The organism is Qipengyuania sp. HL-TH1, assembly GCF_036365825.1.
Taxonomy (GTDB): domain Bacteria; phylum Pseudomonadota; class Alphaproteobacteria; order Sphingomonadales; family Sphingomonadaceae; genus Qipengyuania; species Qipengyuania profunda.
The window spans coordinates 44,113-61,444 of record NZ_CP142675.1 but is presented as its reverse complement, the minus strand read 5'-3'; the positions used below and the strand labels follow the sequence as shown (position 1 = coordinate 61,444).

Here is a 17,332-nt window from a genome sequence, read left to right as displayed (position 1 = left end):
TGACGACCGGCCCGGCGCACCGGGCGGGGTCTCAGTTCAGCGCGTTGATCGCCTCGCGCACACGCTCTTCGACTTCGGCGCGTGGCAGGCCCGGCGGGATCGGCTCGCCAAAGCGGTAAGTGATCCGCCCCGACCGCTTGAGCCGCCGATGGTAGATCGGCCCGCTGTCCACTGCCACCGGCACCACCGGCAGGCCAAGCATCTTGTACAGCCCCGCGAAACCCGATTGCAGCGGCCTCCGTTCACCATGCGGCACCCGCGTGCCTTCGGGAAAGATCACCAGCGGGCGGCCATCCGCGATCAGCGCCTTGGCGTGGCGGATCATCTTCATCAGCGCCTTTGCGCCTGCCTCGCGTTCGACCGGGACCAGGCCGAAGGCGGCCGCGGCGCGGCCCCATAGCGGGATCTTGAACAGCTCCTGCTTGGCGAAAACACTCGGGCAGTTGAACAGCGCGGGCGCATCGATCGCTTCAAAGAAGCTCTCGTGCTTGATCGCATAGAGCACCGGCTGGTCGAGCGGCGCCCCCTCGTGGACGATCTCGCAGCCGAGCATATGGGTGACGCACCAGCGCTGCCATTGCGACCAATTGCGCACCCGCGCACGGAACGCGGTCACGCTGAACGGCAGCGAGGCCAGCGACGCCGTCGTGATCAGCAGCGAGCCGCTGTAGAAGGCGAGATAGAAGGCGAGGTTGCGGAGAAAGAGCATGGGCTGCGTCAGCGCGGCAGACCTTGCGAGATCGCCGCCGCCAGCAGCTTGTTATATTCGAGATAGAGCGTCGCGAGCTGCGGGTGCGAGACCACCGCGTCCTTGACCACGAGCATGTCGGGCGGCAGCGTTTCGCTGAATTCGGCGGCGGAGCGCGCCATGTGCCAGTCGGTCGTCACGAGGCGCACCGAGGTGAACTCGTTTTCTTTGAGCCATTGCGCCGCTTCGCCGGCATTGCTGCGCGTATCGACCGCGAGATAGCCGAGCTTGACGCAGCATTGCATCACCCGCCGCGAGACATCGAATTCGGCGGCGAATTCGGCGGGCGTCACATCGGGATCGACGCCCGAGACGAACATTTCGCGCGCCAGCCCCTGCTCGACCACATCCAGACCCCGCGCTATCCGGCCCGGCCCGCCGGTCAGCACGATCACCGCGTCGGTCTTCTCATCCGCAGCCGGTTGGGGCAGCGAGACGGCAAAGCCGAGAAAACCGAACGCATAGACGAGCATGACGGCAGCGAAGAGGCGGAGGATCACAACATTTTCCTGAGCGACGCGAGCACGGTGAACCGCGCCGTATAGACCGCTAGAACAACCGCCCCCACAGGGACAAGGGCCAAGACCAGCCAATCGCTGGTTTCGAGCCCGCCGCCTGTCACGAGTCCCGAATCGAGCGCCGCGAATTGCGCGCCCATCACCCAGACCGCCGCCGCGCCGAGCGCCAGTCCGAGCACACCCCCGCCCAGCGCATCGACCAGGATCGAGCGCTGGAAGATCCGCGCGATCTGGTCGTCATTGCCGCCCAGCAGATGGACGATCTCGATCGTGTCGCGATTGCTGCCCAGCGCATTGCGCGCCGCCAGCCACACCGCCGCCGCGCCGGTGAAGGCAAGCAGGCCGATCAGCCCCAGCGCCATCCAGCCGAGCGCCGAGAGCGCGGCGAGCACGGGAGCGAGCCATTGCGCCTGCGCATCGATCCGCGCCGCGGGGACGCGGTCGGCGAGCAGGCTGCGTAGCCGGTCGAGCGTGGCGGCGTCCGCGCCATCGCGCAGCCGCAGGTCGATCAGCGCAGGGATCGGCACCGTATCCTCGGGCGTGTCGGTGCCCAGCCACGGGGCGAGAAGGGCCTCGACCGATTCCTGCGGGACCACCGCGAGCCCGGCGACCGCCGGGTCCTGCACCATGATGGTCGCCGCATCCTCCGCCTGCCGCGCGCGCGATTGCGGATCCGCCTCGACGATCTGGACCGTCGCGCTGCCGGACAATTCGCCGCGTGCGCGGTCCGCGAGATTGTCGAGCGCCAGCCCGCCCCCTGCCGCCAGCACCGTCAGCGCGACCATGATCGCGATCACCCATGGCATCGGTCCGCCCAGCCGCGCTTGCGGCAGCAGATGCGCCGCGCGGCGGCCCTGGAAAGGCGAGCGGCCACGCTCGACCATGCGCGGCGGGACCGGCGGCTTCTTCATTCGCCCGCCCCCACCCGCCGCGGCGGATAGCGCAGCGCGCCGGTGGGATCGGACAACAGCCCCTTGTCGAGCCGCATGATCAGCGAATCGGGCACCTTGCGCAGCAGGTGGACGTCATGCGTCGCCACAACCACGGTTGTGCCCAGCCGGTTAAGCGCTTCGAACAGGCGAATCAGCTTGAGCGCCATTTCCGGATCGACATTGCCCGTCGGTTCGTCGGCCACGAGCATGTCGGGACGGCCGATGACCGCGCGGGCGATGGCCACGCGTTGCTGCTCGCCGCCCGACAGCGTCGCCGGGCGCGCGTCGGCGCGGTGGGCCAGCCCGACCCAGTCGAGCATGTCGGACACCGGCCCCTGCAAATCGGCTTCGCGTACGCCCGAAACGCGCAGCGGCAGCGCGACATTGTCGAACGCCGACAAGTGATCGACCAGCCGAAAATCCTGGAACACCACCCCCATCCGCCGGCGATAGGCAGGCAGGCGCTCGCGCGGGAGGGTGATGACATCGGTCCCGAACATGCTGATCGCCCCGCGGGACGGGCGCTGCGCGAGATAAAGCAGGCGCAGCAGCGAGGTCTTGCCCGCCCCGCTGGCGCCGGTGAGGAAATAGAACCGGCCGGGGAACAGCGTGAAGGAAACGTTCGACAGGATTTCACGATCGGTGCCGTAACGCAGCCCGACATTGTCGAACCGGACGACCTCGTCCTCGGGCGCGCTCATCGCATGGCCCGGTCGTTCAAGAGGAAAGTTGCACCCGTCATTGTAGGAAACTGCCTATAACCGCGCTTGCATGTGGAAAAAAGCCGCTCTCGGGGTTTGCGAACAGGGCTGTCGCTTGTCGTGATTCGCAACGGGTCCTAAGGCCTTGGGTCACCATGATCATTGCCTGCCCTGCTTGTTCCACGCGCTATGTCGTGCCCGACAGCGCTATCGGGATCGACGGGCGCACCGTGCGCTGCGCGAAATGCAAACACAGCTGGTTCCAGGACGGCCCCGATGCCGAACGGCTCGCCGCGGTTGCTGCCGTCCCGGTCCCGCCGCCCGCTGCGCCATCCGCTCCCAGACCGGCGCCGCCTGCGCCGCCACCGCCCCCCGTGGCGGAAGGTCCCGACCCGCAGGCGCAACCCGGCTTCAGCTATGGCGAAACCGCCACAGCGGCGCCTGTGCGTGATGCCCCCACCCGCGACGCGCCCCTGCGCGACGGGCCCGATTTCGACGAAACCACCCCGCCCTATGGCGAAGTTCAGGACGAGCTGCCCCCCGCGCCCACGCCCGAGAGCGACGATTCCCGCTCGCGTTTCGACCATGCGCCGCCGTTCCGTCCGCGTCGCAACCTCACCAAGCTGTGGACCTGGGCGGCCACGATTTTCGCAGTGATCGCGATCGGCACGATTGCCGCGGTCAATTATGCCGGCCTACCCGACTGGGTGCCGGTCAGCCGCCCGCTGTTCGGGGCCGCGCAGCCCGATCTGGAATTGTCCTTCCCGGTCGAGCAGCAGGAACGCCGCACGTTGCCCAACGGCACCGAATTCTTCGGCGCGCGCGTGATCGTCAAGAATACGGCGCGCGAATCGCGCCCGATCCCGCAAATCCTGATCGTGCTGCGCGACCAGCGTGAACGGCAGGTCTATAGCTGGGTCGTCCAGCCGCCGCAGTCGACGCTCGCGCCGGGCGAGGAACTGACCATCAACGAGGCGGTCACCGACGTGCCCAAATCGGCGGTCTTCGCGGATATCGGCTGGGCCCCGCGCTAGCTTGCGCAGCCGCGCAACAAAGATGCTTGCGAGGCCGCAGCCTCGCTGCTAGTGGCGCGCTCCTACCGGCGGGAGCCCGTTCGCGGATTCGCTCTCGATGCAGACTGTGTGCGGTCGTGGCGGAACTGGTAGACGCGCAACGTTGAGGTCGTTGTGGCCGCAAGGCCGTGGAAGTTCGAGTCTTCTCGACCGCACCAATTTCTCTCCTAACCCCGATGACCGCCCTTTAGAACGCCGATATCGGCGCATGCTTGACGCTGCGACCGATTTGCGGAACACCTTACGCAAGAACAAAAACATTCGTGGGAGAGCTTCGGCAGCCCGCGCCGATCCTGCGGCGCGCGGAAAGGAGACTCCTCATGCGCGCAGCCTCGCAGTTTCTTATCGCGGGTGTTCTGCTCGCGCTTTCTCCGCCCATTTCCGCCGCACCCGCCCCCGAGGCCAGGCTGGTCCGCTGCGGCGATCACGATTGCCTGCGGGTTTCGGGCCAGCGCGAGGATGCGCGCGTGCTGGTGATTGTAAACAGCCACGAAACCAGCCCGCGGGGCGCACGGAAATGGCGCGTGGACCTTCCGCTCGATACGGTAAGACGCCTTGCGCCGCTGCACGCACGGACGGTCGAGGTGACGTTGCGCGATCCGGACACCGGCGACGAGACGTCCGCCAGCGTGCGGCTGCCGATCGGGCTGCTGGGGGGCACGACCCGGCTGACTGCGCTCGAGGTCACCGGTCCATGAGCCTCGCTTCGATTCACCGCGAACCTTGCCAGCGCCGACACGTGGGCATATCTCCCTGCGCAGCCGCCAAAGAGCGGCGCAATAATAACGCAGGAGACGATGATCATGAAAGCTGGCCTGATGGCCCTGGCTGCGTGCGCGCTTGCGGCGCCGGCCATGGCGGAAACCACCCCTTCCGACCCCTTCGTGCAGGACAGCGCGACGCTGCACCTTGGCGGGCTCGATCTCGCGACTGTCGACGGGCAGCGCCGCCTGGCCATTCGGATGAACGATGCCGCGCGCGCGGTATGCGGCGACGGCCTCGACACCCTGCATTTGCGCGCGCATGCGCGTTCGCAGGAGTGCCGTACCGAAGTCCTCGCCCGCATTCGCGAACGGATCGAAACGCGCGTCGCGCTGCAGGACACGGCCACCCGGCTCGCTGCGAGCCAGTAGGCACCACACAGCAGGCCACCGCGCGAGGACCGCGGCGGTGAGCCTGGAGCAGCAGGCGCGCGACGCGCTCGAACGCGACGACCTCCTGGGAGCGACACAAGCTGCCAAGGCGATCGTCCTGCAGGATCGCGATGCACCGGCAGGATATTTCCTGCTGGGCATTGCGGCCGAGCAGGCCGGACAGATCGACAATGCGGTCCTGTTGTTGGACGCGGCCGTCCAGCGCGGCCCCCAGGCCGAGCATCTGGCCCAGCAGGCCCGGCTGCTCAGCCTCTTGCGCCGTGACGGGGAAGCCGCCGCGGCTAGCAAGCGCGCCCTCGCGCTCGCGCCCGCCGATGCACGCACGCTGGATACGATAGGGTGCGTTCTGACCCGGCTGGGCGACCACGAAGGCGCCATTGGTCCGTTCACCGCGGCGGTAGCCCGCGAACCCGGCAATCTCGATTATCGCTACAACCTTGCCGCCGCGAGCAGCTTTACCGGGCGCGTCGATGACGCACGGCGGCATTACGAGGACATTCTGCGCGCCGATCCAGGCAATGCGCGCGCGCATTATGCGCTCGCCATCCTGTCGCGCCAGACCGCCGAGGCCAATCACCTTCCCCGGTTGAAACGCGCATTGGCCGCCGCGCAAGGGGCCGATGATGCGCTGCGCATCCGCTATGCGCTGGCCAAGGAACTGGAGGATTTGCGCGATCCCACTGCGTTTGATCATCTTGCAGCGGCCAATGCGCAGCAGAAGAGCGCGCTGGGCTATGATTTTGCGCAGGATGCGGAAATCTTCGACGCGCTCGAAACGCTGTTCTCCCAGCCCGACGGCATGTTGCACGGGGCCCCGGGCCTTCCCGATGCCGCACCGATCTTCGTAGTGGGAATGCCGCGAACCGGCACCACGCTGATCGATCGCATCCTGTCGTCGCATCCGGAGGTCGTGTCGGCGGGAGAGCTTCAGGCCATGCCGGTGGCGGTCAAGCGGCTGGCTGGAACCGCGTCGAAAAAGGTCATCGACGCAGAGACGATTGCCGCCAGCAGCACGATCGATCCCGCGCAGCTGGGCCGCGCCTATATCGAGCAGGCTGCGCATCATTTGCCCGAACGAACGCCGCGCTTCGTCGACAAGCTTCCCGCCAATTTCCTGTATATCGGCCATATCGCCGCAGCGCTGCCGCATGCGCGGATCGTGTGCCTGCGCCGCAATCCGATGGATACGGTGTGGAGCAATTACAAAAACCTGTTTGCGAGCCAGTCGGCCTATTACGCCTATTCCTACGACCTCCTCGACACAGCGCGCTATTATGCGCGCTTCGACCGGTTGATGGCGCAGTGGGAGACGCTCTTTCCCGGCCGGATATTGCAGCTGGGCTATGAAGGCCTGGTCGCCGATCAGGACGGGCAGACGCGGCGATTGATCGACTTCTGCGGGCTCGACTGGGACGATGCCTGCCTGCACTTTCACGAGAATACGGCAGCGGTGGCCACGCCGAGCGCGGCGCAGGTGCGCCGACCGCTCAACGCCGATGCCGTGGGCCGCTGGCGGACGCATGAGCGCGCGCTGGAGCCGGCGCGCGCTTGGCTCGAAAAGCAGGGCATCTCCACCGGCTGAAGGACATTTCGACAGGGCGCAAGAATAAGGGCGCCTGCGTAGGAACGCAGGCGCCCTTTACTTGGGGTGATGGTGTCGCTCAGAACGACATGCGTGCTTCCACCCCGACGACCCGCGGACTCATTACCGCCTGGCGATAGTAACGCACCGCAACCCCGTCGTTCACGCCGATGCGCGAGCGATCATTGGCGGTCGATACAACTGCGTATTTGTCGAAGATGTTGTTGGCGAAAAGGCTGATGCTGTAGGTTTCCATCTCGTAGGTCAGCGCCGCCCGGTGCAGCGTGTAACCGGGGATCAGATCGCCATAGGCGCGGTCCCACCCGATCCGCGAAACGACATTGCCGCGATAGGTCGCCGTCCAGTTGGCCACCAGATCGGCATCGCCCATCGGCTGGACGTAGGTAACGCCAAGGCTGCCCGAGTTCTTCGCCGAGCCGGGCAGCCGGTCGCCATCGAGCGCGTCCAGCTGGACGAAGCGGTTCGAATAATCGCCCGGCGTTTCGCGAATGGTGATGATGCCCGGTACGTCCTCGGTGAGATAGGCGTCGGTATAGGAATAGGTCCCCTGGATCGACAGTTCGGGGATCGGCTTGAGCTGGAACGAGGCTTCGAAGCCGCGCGACTTGGCCGACCCGCCGTTCACCGTGATCCCGGTTGCGCCATAGAGCGTGGAGGAATTGACCTGGATCCCCTGCCACTTCACGTCGAAGACGTTGAAGTTGAGCGCCAGCACGTCATTGAACAGCTGGCTGCGCATCCCGATCTCGATATTCTTGGTCGTGTCGGGGCCGTATTGCAGCTCGTCGGGCAGCGCGCAGATGATCTGCTGACCCGGCTGGATATCGGCCGGGCAGGGCGCAACCCGGTTGGGCCCGCCGAGGCGGTAGCCCTTGCTGTACGTGGCGTAGACCATGAAGTCGGGACTGAATTCATACGAGGTATTGAACTTCCACACCCAGCCGTCTTCCCCGGCATCGCCGCCATTGGACGGCAAATCATAGGGGCTGAGCGGATCGCCCAGGACGGGCAGGGCCGCCGCACCCGAGATCGTCGATGTATAGTCGAAATAGCGCGCGCCCGCGGTGACCTGCCAATCCGGCGTAACCTCGAACGTGGCTTCGCCGAAGATCGCCTTCTCCTTCACCTCGGAGGTGATGTAGCTGACATATTCCAGCGCTTCGGGATTGGTGGTCGGGTCGACCCACGGGTGGTTGGGAATGCGTTCGGCGTAGTCGCTCTGATAGTCGTTCTCGTTGTAGAAGCCGCCCAAAACCCAGCTGAACGGACCGCCATGGCTCGACACCAGCCGCAGTTCGAAGTTCTTTTGCTTGCGCGTGCGGTCGGATGCGTAATGGCCCGCGAATGCCGGGAACAACTCGTAATCGTAATCGAGGTCGAGCAGCAGGTCGGTGACGTCGCCCTTATCGCTATAGCCCATCTCGGTGTAGGCGCCGGTGGCGACGATATCGACGATGTCCGCGATATTGGCATTGATCTCGGCGCTGACGAGATGCGCATGACGGTCGACCGGTTCCTTGAACCGGCTGGCGTTCTCATAGCGTCCGGTGCCCAGCACGCCCGCGCTGTTCGATTGCGCACCTTCGGTCTCGGTCTGCTGATACGCATAGGTCAGCAGCAATTGCAGGTCCTCGTCGGCCTGGAACAGCAATTGGTTGCGCGTGGTGAAGGTCCGCTCGAAATTGAGATCCTCTTCCTCGTAGAGGTTCGCTGCATAACCCGCATCGGAAATGCTGTCGGGGCCATCGGGCTGCGGCAGCGATACGCCGGGTTCCTGGACGAGCAGCGAATAGTCGATGAATCCCGGGTCGAAGTAATAGCCCGTCGCGCTGCGGAACGCGATGTGATCGGCCACAATGGGCAGGTTGATCACGCCATCGATCTGATAGCCGAAATCGTCGCTATGCGATTTGGCATAAGCGCGCGCATGGACCTCGCCCTCGACCACGCTGGGATCGGGCCGGTTGGGAATATAGCGGATCGCGCCGGCCAGCGTACCAAGCCCGTAAAGCGTGCCCTGCGGGCCGAGCAGGGTTTCAACGCGGGCGATATCGACCAGCTTGAAATCGTAATAGAGCGGGACTTCGCCCAGATAGATGCCCAGCGCGTCGTCATAGATGGCGCCGCCGTCACCCACGCCCGAGGCATTGAGACCGCGCAGCACCACCGTGCCGGTCGAGCCCGGGCCGGTGTCCGAAATCGTCATGCCGGGAGTGAAATCGGCAATATCGCGAATGTCGTCGATCCGCTGCCGCGCCAGCTCTTCCGCGCTGACGGCGGTGATATTGATCGGCGTATCCATCAGCGTCGTCGCGCGGCGGGTGGCCGTAACGACGATCGTGACCGGAGCCGCGCTCTCCTCTTCCGGCTCCTCCTGGGCGAAAGCCGGTGCGGCCAGCGTGGTGGTCGAAAACACGGTTGCCGACAGCAGACCGAATTTCAGTTTTGCGCATTTTTTCATCGTTTTCTTCCCGTCTTTTGCGGTTGAGCTTCCCCGGGCCGCGACACGCATGTCGCAGCCGACCCAGCTTTACTTGAGGACCTGAGGTGCGCCTGTGCTCCGTTATTCGGACTTCAGGCATTCACCTTATCGACACGGCGAAACCAACCCGCCTATTCGCACGATCCCGCTTGCTTTTTCTTCGGTTGTTCGGATTTATCCGAATTGCCCCGCCTGCGATTGTTCTTCGTTCTCGATTGAGGGGATGAGAACGCGGTGTTTTCATATGGAGAGGGGTGTTGTGCGGCTCCGTATCGACGGGACCGCAACGAGCGCACGTGTGCGCGCCGCGAGAAATCATGTGCAGGTTTCGAAGATAGGGAGGCGGCCGGACCGGCAGCGCGGACGGCAGAGCGCTTGCTCTTCGCGAAGGTCCCGGCTCCCGATGTTCGGTCCATAGACAATCTCCATATCGAGCCGATAGCCGGCTCAATCCTGCAGATCCCCTTCCCAAGCGTTGCCGTTGCTTACGACGGCATGACACATACGCTAGAGATATTACGGAATGCGTCAAGAGTATTAATTGATCGCCCGAACAGCACCGCGAGCCTGGCATTTAGAACTGAATTCACACGATTTTCACAGGGTTCGGCAAGTCACGCGAACCCTGTGGATGCTGCGTCATATCGTCCCCTTCGCAGCCTCGCGGCGTGCGCGGTGCGGCTGCCCCGAATCGATTCCGCGCCGTCACCGGGCTTCGCTGGTCCACCAGGTCAGCGAGTGGACGTCATGCGCGCTCGTCCATATCCCGTCGGGCGTATAACGCAGCGCGCCGCTGCCCTCCGCCCGTCCGACGCGGGCGAGGATTTCGGCGGTCGCCGCATCGATCACGACGAAGGTCTGGTCGTCGGTCGTACGCAGCCACACCTTCCCGTCGCCCGTGTCGATATCGCCCCATTTGAGGTTGTCGCCGACGAGGGTACGGCCCGCCACTTCGCGCGTTTCGGGGTCGATCCGCGCGACGGTCCCGTCGCCCTGCTCCTGCACCCAGACGGCCCCTTCACCCGCGACGAGGAACCCGGGCGTATCGCCCAGCTGGATCGTGTCGGTGACCGCGTTGGTAGCCGGGTCCACGCGCTGCAGTGTCCCCCCGGTTCCGCTTACCGCCCATAGCGCGTCGAACCCGAAGGCGAGGAAAGTCGTACCCGGCGCCACCTCGATCGACGCGGAGATTTCATTGGTCGCGGGATCGATGCGGGAGATCGTCCCCTCCGCCTGGTTGGGCGCCCATACCGACCCGGCGCCGGCGACCACGTTCTGTTCGCCGCTCGGTCCGATGCCCGCCGGTATGGTAGCCAGCACCTGCGCGGTTTCGGGACCGATGCGATACAGCTCGCCCCCATCGCAATTGCCCACCCAGAGCGATCCGGATTCCATCGCCATCGTGCCGCACGGGCGCGGGATCGCGACCGAGGCCAGCTTCTCGGTTTTCGACCACTGTTCCACCCGGCCGTCATTGGTGGTCCATACGGTATCGCCATCAACCTGGAGGAAATCGGCGAAGCCGGGGACGTCGATCACATTCTCGGCGAATGCGGGCTCGGGGCTCATTTCGGCCGCAGGCGCGCAAGCCGCGGCAATGAGGGGCAGGAGGCAGATCGATCGGGTCATGGGCGTTGGTCCTTGCATGGCAGGTGGGGCGTGCCGGGCCGTCCCGGCAGCGGCGTCAACTGTAGCGATACGGATTGGTGTCGATGGTGGTGAGGCTGCGGGTCTGGTTGCAGAGAAACACCGTGCCGGTGAAATAGATGCCCGGTTCAGTGATTGTCTGGGCATAGGCATAGGCTTCGCGAAGCTGATCCACCGTCATCTGCACGGGTGCCTCGTCGGGTTGCCAGGTCAGACCGTAGGGGTAATCCTCCCCCGTCCTGCTGATTTCGACGTGACACCCCATGACATGCGACACGGGATGGTTGTCGCAGAATTCGATCAGCCGCGTCATGCTGTCGAACCAGGGCTGCCAAAAGGTGATGTAGCAGCGCCCGCGATAGAACATGTCGCCGGTGTAGAGGATCTGCGTGTAGCTGTCGTAATAGGCGAATTCGGACGCCACATGGCCGGGCGAGCCCCAGATAAGGATATCGCGCCCGCCGAGATCGAGCGTGACGCGTTCCTCGGGGAAGTTGGTCATCCCCCAGAAGCCGAGCATCTCCTCATGCGTCAGTCCCATGTAGCGCGTATTGGGCCGGTCGGCGAACTGGTTGACCGCGGCATAGTGATCGGCGTGAAGGTGGCTGAAGGCGACGAGCAATTCGAGGTCGGCAGGATCGCGTCCCTTGCGCCTGCACCAATCCGCGATGCACTCGTCGACCACGCCGCGCAGGTCCCAGTCGGTGCGCAACTGGGTAAAGCCCTCGTCGAGCAACAGCACGCGATCATTGCCGAAATACAGCGGGGCAAAAGGCGCCTCGAAGCTGTAGGCCTTGTTCTGCCGAAGGATGGCCGTGTGTGCATTGTACCAGTGCACATGCACCGGCGGATCGGTGTTGTCCTTGAGCGATTCCGAACCGCAGATCCAGCGGTCGGGGAAACTGCCCGGGGCAGGCAGGTCGCTTTTGAAATCGACCGGATCGGGCCGCAGCCCGGCGGCCTGCGCGGCCTGGCTATAGGTTGTCAGCGCAGCCGGAACCGCCAGCGCTGCGGCATTGTACGACAGGAAAGTACGACGGTCCAAAGCGGTTCTCCCGGTCGTCAAAAGGGGTGCGGCGGAGTGATGCGGGCGACGCCTTCGGGCCAGACCCGGGTCCGCTGGTCGGGACTGACTCCGTTGAAAAGGACGAAGTCGGGGCGGATCAGCATCATGTCGCGGCCCTGCACCTCGCGCGCATAGTGCGAGGCCTCGTCGATCGTGGCGGGCGAAAGCTGCAGGATGCGCTCATAGGGTTTGTAGGTCGCGAAACGGGGATAATAGCAGCCCGGCGCGAACATCATGTCGATGTGCCCGCCGAGCACCGCCTCGACCGGATTGCGTCCGGCGAACTCCTGCAACCGCGCCAGCGCCGCAATGTAATCCCGGTCGTTGCCGATGTTGATCCGTCCGGGGAACAACAGGTCGCCCGTGAACAGCAAGTCGCAATAGGGATCGTAGAAGGTCACCCCGTCACGGTGGCTCCCGGGGGTGGGGATGACCTCGATCCGCCTGTCGCCGAGATCGACTGCCCCGGTTCCGCCCGGCCAGTTGCCCGCAAGCCCGTAATGCGCCTGCATCGCCCCGATCGGTCTGGGGACGATGGTGGTTCGCGGGCGATCCGCGAATTGCCGCAGCCCCTGGTTCTGCGCGACGTCTTCGCCCGATGTCAGCGCGATGGTCAGCGGCATGCGCTTGCGGCCGCGCATCTGCTCCCAGCGAGTGATGATCGCATCGACGGTCTCGCGCAGCGGGAAAAAGGCCGCTTTCGCAGTGGCCCCGCTGTCGATCAGCAAGGCTCCGGCATTGCCGAACAGCAGGTAGACGAACGGCGCTTCCCAATGGACGCAGACGTTCTGCCGCAGGACGAAAGTGTCTTCGTTATACTGCACCACCTGGATGCGTGGATCGGTGTTCTTCGCCGCGACATTCGATCCGTAGATCCAGCGGAAGCCGAGCCGCCCGGGGGCCGGCCCGCTGCTCGAATAGTCATGCTCGACCGGTTCGCGGGGATGCAGCGGCAGCGCGGAATCGGTGTTGCGCACTCCCGGCGGATTATACGCCGCCGCGATATCGCCATTCCCCGCGAAGGTCGGCTGGACCGATGGGGCGGGGGTCGGGGTCGGTGCGGGGGCAGGCGTGGTCTGCGACATCGGGCGCTCCGGGCAAAGCCGCCGGTACAGCGGCAATTGGCTGCCTTCGATGCATGCCCTCCCAGGCGGTCCTCCGCGCGTCGGTCGCCTTACGCCCCCGCGCTCTGGAGCGACACCATATGATTATTACCAACAATGGCAATGGTAATAAATAAGTGATGGACAGGGGGCTCTTTTGGCGCAATGCTGCACATGCGAAAGGAGTTACCTCTATGTTGAACGGGATCCGCAAAGTGGGGGCAGCCGCAGCGCTGGCCTGTGCCTTATTCGTCGCCTCGTGCGCGCCCGCAAGCGAAGACGCCACCGCGCCCAAGACCCAGTTCACGATCGGCTGGTCGATCTATGCCGGGTGGATGCCGTGGCCCTATGCCGAACAGGCCGGGATCGTGAAGAAGTGGGGGGACAAATACGGGATCGAAATCGATATCGTGCAGGTCAACGATTACGTCGAATCGGTCAATCAATACACCGCCGGGCAGCTTGACGGGGTGACGGTCGCGAACATGGATGCGCTGACCATCCCCGCCGCCGGCGGGAAGGATACCACCGCCCTCATCATCGGCGACTATTCGAATGGCAATGACGGGGTCTTGCTGAAAGGCACCGACAATCTCGCCGGTATCGCCGGACAGCAGGTCAATCTGGTCGAGCTGTCGGTGTCGCATTATCTGCTCGCCCGGGCGCTTGAATCGGCAGACCTCGCGATGACCGATGTGCGGACGATCAATACCGCAGATGCGGATATTGCCGGTGCGTTCACCTCGCCCGATGTCACCGCCGCGGTGGCGTGGAACCCGCAGCTCCTGACGATGAAACAGGAAGCGGGCGCGCATGAGGTCTTCAGCTCGGCCGACATTCCGGGTGAAATCCTCGACCTGCTGGTGGTCGATACCGCCACGCTCGAAGCCAACCCGAATCTGGGCAAGGCACTGGTGGGCATCTGGTACGAGACCATCGCGCTGATGCAGCAGGACGACGAAGCGGGCGAAGCGGCGCGTGCAGCGATGGCGCAGCTTGCGGGTACGACGCCGGAGATGTTCGAAGCGCAGGTGGCGACGACCCATCTTTATGTCGAGCCCGCGCAAGCGGTTGCGGCGGCGACCGATCCGGCGCTGATCGAAACCATGACCCGGGTCCGCGACTTCAGTTTCTCACAGGGCCTGTTCGGCCAGGGTGCCAGTTCGGCCGAAGCGGTGGGAATGGCCTTCCCGGGCGGCAAGACCTTGGGCGATGGCAACAGCATCACATTGCGCTTCGACGACAGCTTCATGCAGATGGCTGCCGATGGCGAGCTATAGGCCGGTGAAGCGGACGGGCAGCGGACCGGGGATCGGCGCGTAGTGCGCTGGGTCGATCGCCGGATCGGGCGGACCAATTCCCTGCTTCTAGGGGCGATCCCGATCCTGCTCCTGATCCTGGTATATCTGTTCCTCGCGGTCGCGCGGAACGAGATCAACCCGGCCGACAAGATCCTCCCGCTCCCCGGGGCGATGGTGGACGCCATGCGCGCGCTGGTGTTCGAGCGGGATCCGCTGTCGGGCCGCTATCTCTTCTGGGCCGATACGCTGGCGAGCCTGCAGCGGCTCGGTCTCGGACTGGCCATTTCCACCGCCAGCGCGCTGCTGGTGGGCCTCGTTCTGGGGCTTCTGCCACCCGTTCGCGCCACCTTCGGCATGCTGGTCACCGGGATTGCGGTGATCCCGCCGATCGCGCTGCTGCCGATCTTGTTCATCGCCTTCGGGCTGGGTGAGACCGCCAAGGTGGCGCTTATCGTGATCGGCATTGCGCCTTTCATGATCCGCGATATCGCCGCGCATACGGCAGCGCTCCCGCGCGAGCAGATCATCAAGGCGCAGACGCTGGGCGCAAGCACATGGCAATTGGCGCTGCGCGTCGTCCTCCCGCAGGCCATGCCAAGGCTGATCCAGGCAGTGCGCCTGTCGCTGGGTCCGGCATGGGTATTCCTGATTTCGGCCGAAGCGATCGCCGCCGATATCGGGCTGGGCTACCGCATCTTCCTCGTTCGCCGCTATCTCGCGATGGACGTCATCCTGCCCTATGTAGCGTGGATCGCCATCCTCGCGGCGATCACCGACCTGCTGCTGTCATGGTCCAGCCGCCGCCTGTTCGGCTGGGCACACAGGACCGAGAGATGAGCAGCTTCCTCAGCCTGCGCGACGTCTGGGTCGAATATGGCGACAAGATCGTGCTCGAGCGCGTCAACCTCGAAATCGAGGAAGGCGCATTCGTTTCGGTCATCGGGCCATCGGGTGCAGGCAAGAGCAGCCTGCTGCGCGTGGTACTGGGGCAGGATGCGCCGACGCGCGGGACCATCACGCTCGACGGCGTCCCGCTCAAGCCCCAATGCGACAGCGATCGCGGCGTGGTGTTCCAGCGCTATTCGGTGTTTCCGCATCTGACGGTCCTGGGGAACACGCTGTTCGGGATCGAATGCGGGCGCGCCCCGCTGGCCGGGCGGCTGTTCGGCGCGGCGCGGCGCGCTGCGCTGGCCGAAGCGGAAGAAATGCTGGCAGCGGTCGGGCTGGAAGACAGCCTTCATTTGTATCCGGCGCAGATGTCGGGTGGCATGCAGCAACGCTTGGCGATCGCTCAGGCGCTGATCAAACGCCCGCGGATATTGCTGCTCGACGAACCCTTTGGCGCGCTCGATCCCGGGATCCGGTCCGATATGCACGCACTGATCACCAGCCTGTGGAGCGAATATGCGCTCACCGTGATGATGGTAACGCACGATATCGGCGAGGCCTTCGCGCTCGGCAACCGCGTGCTAACGCTCGATAAGCTGCGGCATGACCCGCACGCCCCAAATCGGTATGGTGCCTCCATCGTCTACGATCTTCCTCTCACGCGGAAGGCACCGCAGCGGGCGGAGACCCGCGCAGTCCTGACCCAATCCGCATGAGACAAAAATCGTAGTATTACGATTGACAATATAGATAATACTTGAGAGGACCGTCCCATGGCATCCGAACCCACCAATCTTGCCCGCCTCAGCATGAGCCTGCCCGCGGACCTGTTCCGCCAGCTCGACATGATGGTGGAAGAACGGGGTCTGCCGTCGCGCTCGCAGCTGATCGCCGAATTGATCCGGCACGCCCTCGCCGAGCACGAAGCGCAGACCCGGCCCGAAGAGATGCTCGCGGGCACGATCACGCTTGTCTATGTCGGCGATCGCGGCAGCATCCGCCAGCAACTCGCAACGACGCAATTGCAATATCTGAAGGAAGTCATCTCCTCGCAGCATGTCTTCCTCGAGGACGACCAGTCGCTCGAAGTGCTGCTTGTGCAAGGCCCCGCCGTACGGCTCGAGGCGCTGTGCGATTCGCTGCGCTCGATTCGCGGGGTTCACCAGCTCCAACTGGTCACCACCACCGCGCTGCTGCCGCCGCTGCATGAGCAGGGCGAAGCCGACGCCAACGACAACAGTGCAGGCAAGAAGCCCAAGCCGCCAAAGTCCGCGGCCGCATGACGGAGGGGCTGGCAAACCCGCTGGCAGCGCGCGACCACGCCCGCGCGATGGCCGGCACGGTGGTCGACGCGATGCCCGTCCTGCCGCCGGTTGCGCCAGACCTTCCCGCAGGCGTGGAGCCGGACGACCTCCTGTGGGAGGAAACCGTCGCCCCGGGCGGGTATGCTACCCGCAGGCTGGCGCGCGGATCGCGGGTCCGGCTGATCGATCTTGCCGGCGACGCCTGTGCCTCGATGCTCATCTACAATGCCGAAATGCCGACCGAACGGCTGAACGTGGCCGACACGGTCAAGGTGCAGTGGAACGGCTATCTCGGCGCGGGCAAGCTGCTGCTGTCCGACATGGGCCGCGTGATGATGAGCATCCTCGAAGATGGCGCCGCCACGCATGACGTTTTCTGCGGCACATCGAATGCCGCCACCAACGAAGCCAAATATGGCGAGGGCCGCAATAGCGGCGCCTTTCCCAATGGCCGCGACCGGCTGCTGCTGGGCTCGGCCAAGCACGGGCTGCAGCGCCGTGATGTCCACCCTTGCGTCAATCTGTTTAAGGGCACGCGGATCGAGGCCGATGGGGCCATCACGCCGCTGGTAGGCCCCTTCGAGGCGGGGCGCGAAATCGTGCTGCGCGCGGAAATGGATGTGATCGTGGTCCTGGCCAATTGCCCGCATGTCCTCGACCCGCGGGACGACTGGCAGGTTTCGCCGCTGCGCATAAGCGCGTGGCGCGGGCCCGTGACCGATCAGGACGACCCGATCCGCTGTGCCACGCCCGAGGGCCTGCGCGCCTTCGAAAATATCGAAGACTACTACCGCCGCTAGCAAGGAAGGGCG

Annotated in this window: 17 protein-coding genes and 1 tRNA gene; 10 read left to right on the top strand and 8 right to left on the bottom strand. The window is 64.9% G+C overall.

Annotated elements, in window-relative coordinates; genetic code table 11:
- Positions 1-31: 31 nt before the first annotated feature.
- From VWN43_RS00950 to ftsE, 4 genes are read right to left on the bottom strand one after another with little or no spacing between them, the layout of a single operon-like run.
- Positions 32-709, bottom strand: coding sequence for a lysophospholipid acyltransferase family protein (locus VWN43_RS00950; protein WP_253520193.1), 678 nt, complete (start codon positions 707-709; stop codon positions 32-34).
- 8 nt (positions 710-717) lie between these two features.
- Positions 718-1,248 carry a YdcF family protein gene (locus VWN43_RS00945; protein ID WP_320181039.1) on the bottom strand — a complete coding sequence of 177 codons (531 nt, stop codon included), beginning with the start codon at positions 1,246-1,248 and terminating at the stop codon, positions 718-720.
- Positions 1,245-2,177: a cell division protein FtsX gene (locus VWN43_RS00940; protein ID WP_320181040.1), complete on the bottom strand. Its 933-nt coding sequence runs from the start codon at positions 2,175-2,177 to the stop codon at positions 1,245-1,247. The genes VWN43_RS00945 and VWN43_RS00940 overlap by 4 nt, the downstream gene beginning before the upstream one ends.
- A complete protein-coding gene (gene ftsE / locus VWN43_RS00935; RefSeq protein WP_253520202.1) occupies positions 2,174-2,899 on the bottom strand; it encodes a cell division ATP-binding protein FtsE in 726 nt (241 codons plus the stop codon). Before ftsE ends, VWN43_RS00940 begins: the two co-directional genes overlap by 4 nt.
- A gap of 155 nt (positions 2,900-3,054) precedes the next feature.
- Here ftsE and VWN43_RS00930 point away from each other — a divergent pair, with 155 nt between their 5' ends.
- From VWN43_RS00930 to VWN43_RS00910, 5 genes are all read left to right on the top strand, one after another.
- Positions 3,055-3,933 (top strand): MJ0042-type zinc finger domain-containing protein, encoded by an 879-nt coding sequence (locus VWN43_RS00930; protein WP_320181041.1) that lies wholly within the window; start codon positions 3,055-3,057, stop codon positions 3,931-3,933.
- Between the two features lie 110 nt (positions 3,934-4,043).
- Positions 4,044-4,130 (top strand) — tRNA-Leu (locus VWN43_RS00925).
- Positions 4,131-4,292: 162 nt separating this feature from the next.
- Entirely contained in the window at positions 4,293-4,670 is a 378-nt protein-coding gene (locus VWN43_RS00920; RefSeq protein WP_320181042.1) for a hypothetical protein, read from the top strand.
- Positions 4,671-4,775: 105 nt separating this feature from the next.
- Complete coding sequence (locus tag VWN43_RS00915) at positions 4,776-5,105, top strand: UrcA family protein (protein WP_320181043.1); 330 nt, start codon at positions 4,776-4,778, stop codon at positions 5,103-5,105.
- Between the two features lie 37 nt (positions 5,106-5,142).
- Positions 5,143-6,708 carry a tetratricopeptide repeat-containing sulfotransferase family protein gene (locus VWN43_RS00910; protein WP_320181044.1) on the top strand — a complete coding sequence of 522 codons (1,566 nt, stop codon included), beginning with the start codon at positions 5,143-5,145 and terminating at the stop codon, positions 6,706-6,708.
- Positions 6,709-6,787: 79 nt separating this feature from the next.
- Here VWN43_RS00910 and VWN43_RS00905 read toward each other — a convergent pair whose 3' ends face one another.
- The 4 genes from VWN43_RS00905 to VWN43_RS00890 all read right to left on the bottom strand — a co-directional run bounded on the left by VWN43_RS00905 (position 6,788) and on the right by VWN43_RS00890 (position 13,009).
- Positions 6,788-9,190, bottom strand: a complete 2,403-nt coding sequence (locus VWN43_RS00905) for a TonB-dependent receptor (RefSeq protein ID WP_320181045.1) — start codon at positions 9,188-9,190, stop codon at positions 6,788-6,790.
- 726 nt (positions 9,191-9,916) lie between these two features.
- Complete coding sequence (locus tag VWN43_RS00900) at positions 9,917-10,840, bottom strand: Vgb family protein (protein ID WP_253520216.1); 924 nt, start codon at positions 10,838-10,840, stop codon at positions 9,917-9,919.
- A gap of 55 nt (positions 10,841-10,895) precedes the next feature.
- Positions 10,896-11,903 carry an MBL fold metallo-hydrolase gene (locus tag VWN43_RS00895; RefSeq protein WP_320181046.1) on the bottom strand — a complete coding sequence of 336 codons (1,008 nt, stop codon included), beginning with the start codon at positions 11,901-11,903 and terminating at the stop codon, positions 10,896-10,898.
- Between the two features lie 17 nt (positions 11,904-11,920).
- Positions 11,921-13,009: an MBL fold metallo-hydrolase gene (locus VWN43_RS00890; protein ID WP_320181047.1), complete on the bottom strand. Its 1,089-nt coding sequence runs from the start codon at positions 13,007-13,009 to the stop codon at positions 11,921-11,923.
- Between the two features lie 212 nt (positions 13,010-13,221).
- Between VWN43_RS00890 and VWN43_RS00885 the strand changes: the two genes are divergently transcribed.
- From VWN43_RS00885 to VWN43_RS00865, 5 genes are read left to right on the top strand one after another with little or no spacing between them, the layout of a single operon-like run.
- Positions 13,222-14,307: a putative urea ABC transporter substrate-binding protein gene (locus VWN43_RS00885; protein WP_320181048.1), complete on the top strand. Its 1,086-nt coding sequence runs from the start codon at positions 13,222-13,224 to the stop codon at positions 14,305-14,307.
- 42 nt (positions 14,308-14,349) lie between these two features.
- Entirely contained in the window at positions 14,350-15,165 is an 816-nt protein-coding gene (locus VWN43_RS00880) for an ABC transporter permease (protein WP_320181049.1), read from the top strand.
- Positions 15,162-15,932: an ATP-binding cassette domain-containing protein gene (locus VWN43_RS00875; protein WP_320181050.1), complete on the top strand. Its 771-nt coding sequence runs from the start codon at positions 15,162-15,164 to the stop codon at positions 15,930-15,932. The genes VWN43_RS00880 and VWN43_RS00875 overlap by 4 nt, the downstream gene beginning before the upstream one ends.
- Before the next feature lie 57 nt (positions 15,933-15,989).
- On the top strand, positions 15,990-16,499 hold the full coding sequence (locus tag VWN43_RS00870; RefSeq protein ID WP_253520231.1) for a CopG family ribbon-helix-helix protein: 510 nt from the start codon (positions 15,990-15,992) through the stop codon (positions 16,497-16,499).
- On the top strand, positions 16,496-17,320 hold the full coding sequence (locus VWN43_RS00865; protein ID WP_320181051.1) for an urea amidolyase associated protein UAAP1: 825 nt from the start codon (positions 16,496-16,498) through the stop codon (positions 17,318-17,320). The genes VWN43_RS00870 and VWN43_RS00865 overlap by 4 nt, the downstream gene beginning before the upstream one ends.
- Positions 17,321-17,332 lie beyond the last annotated feature (12 nt).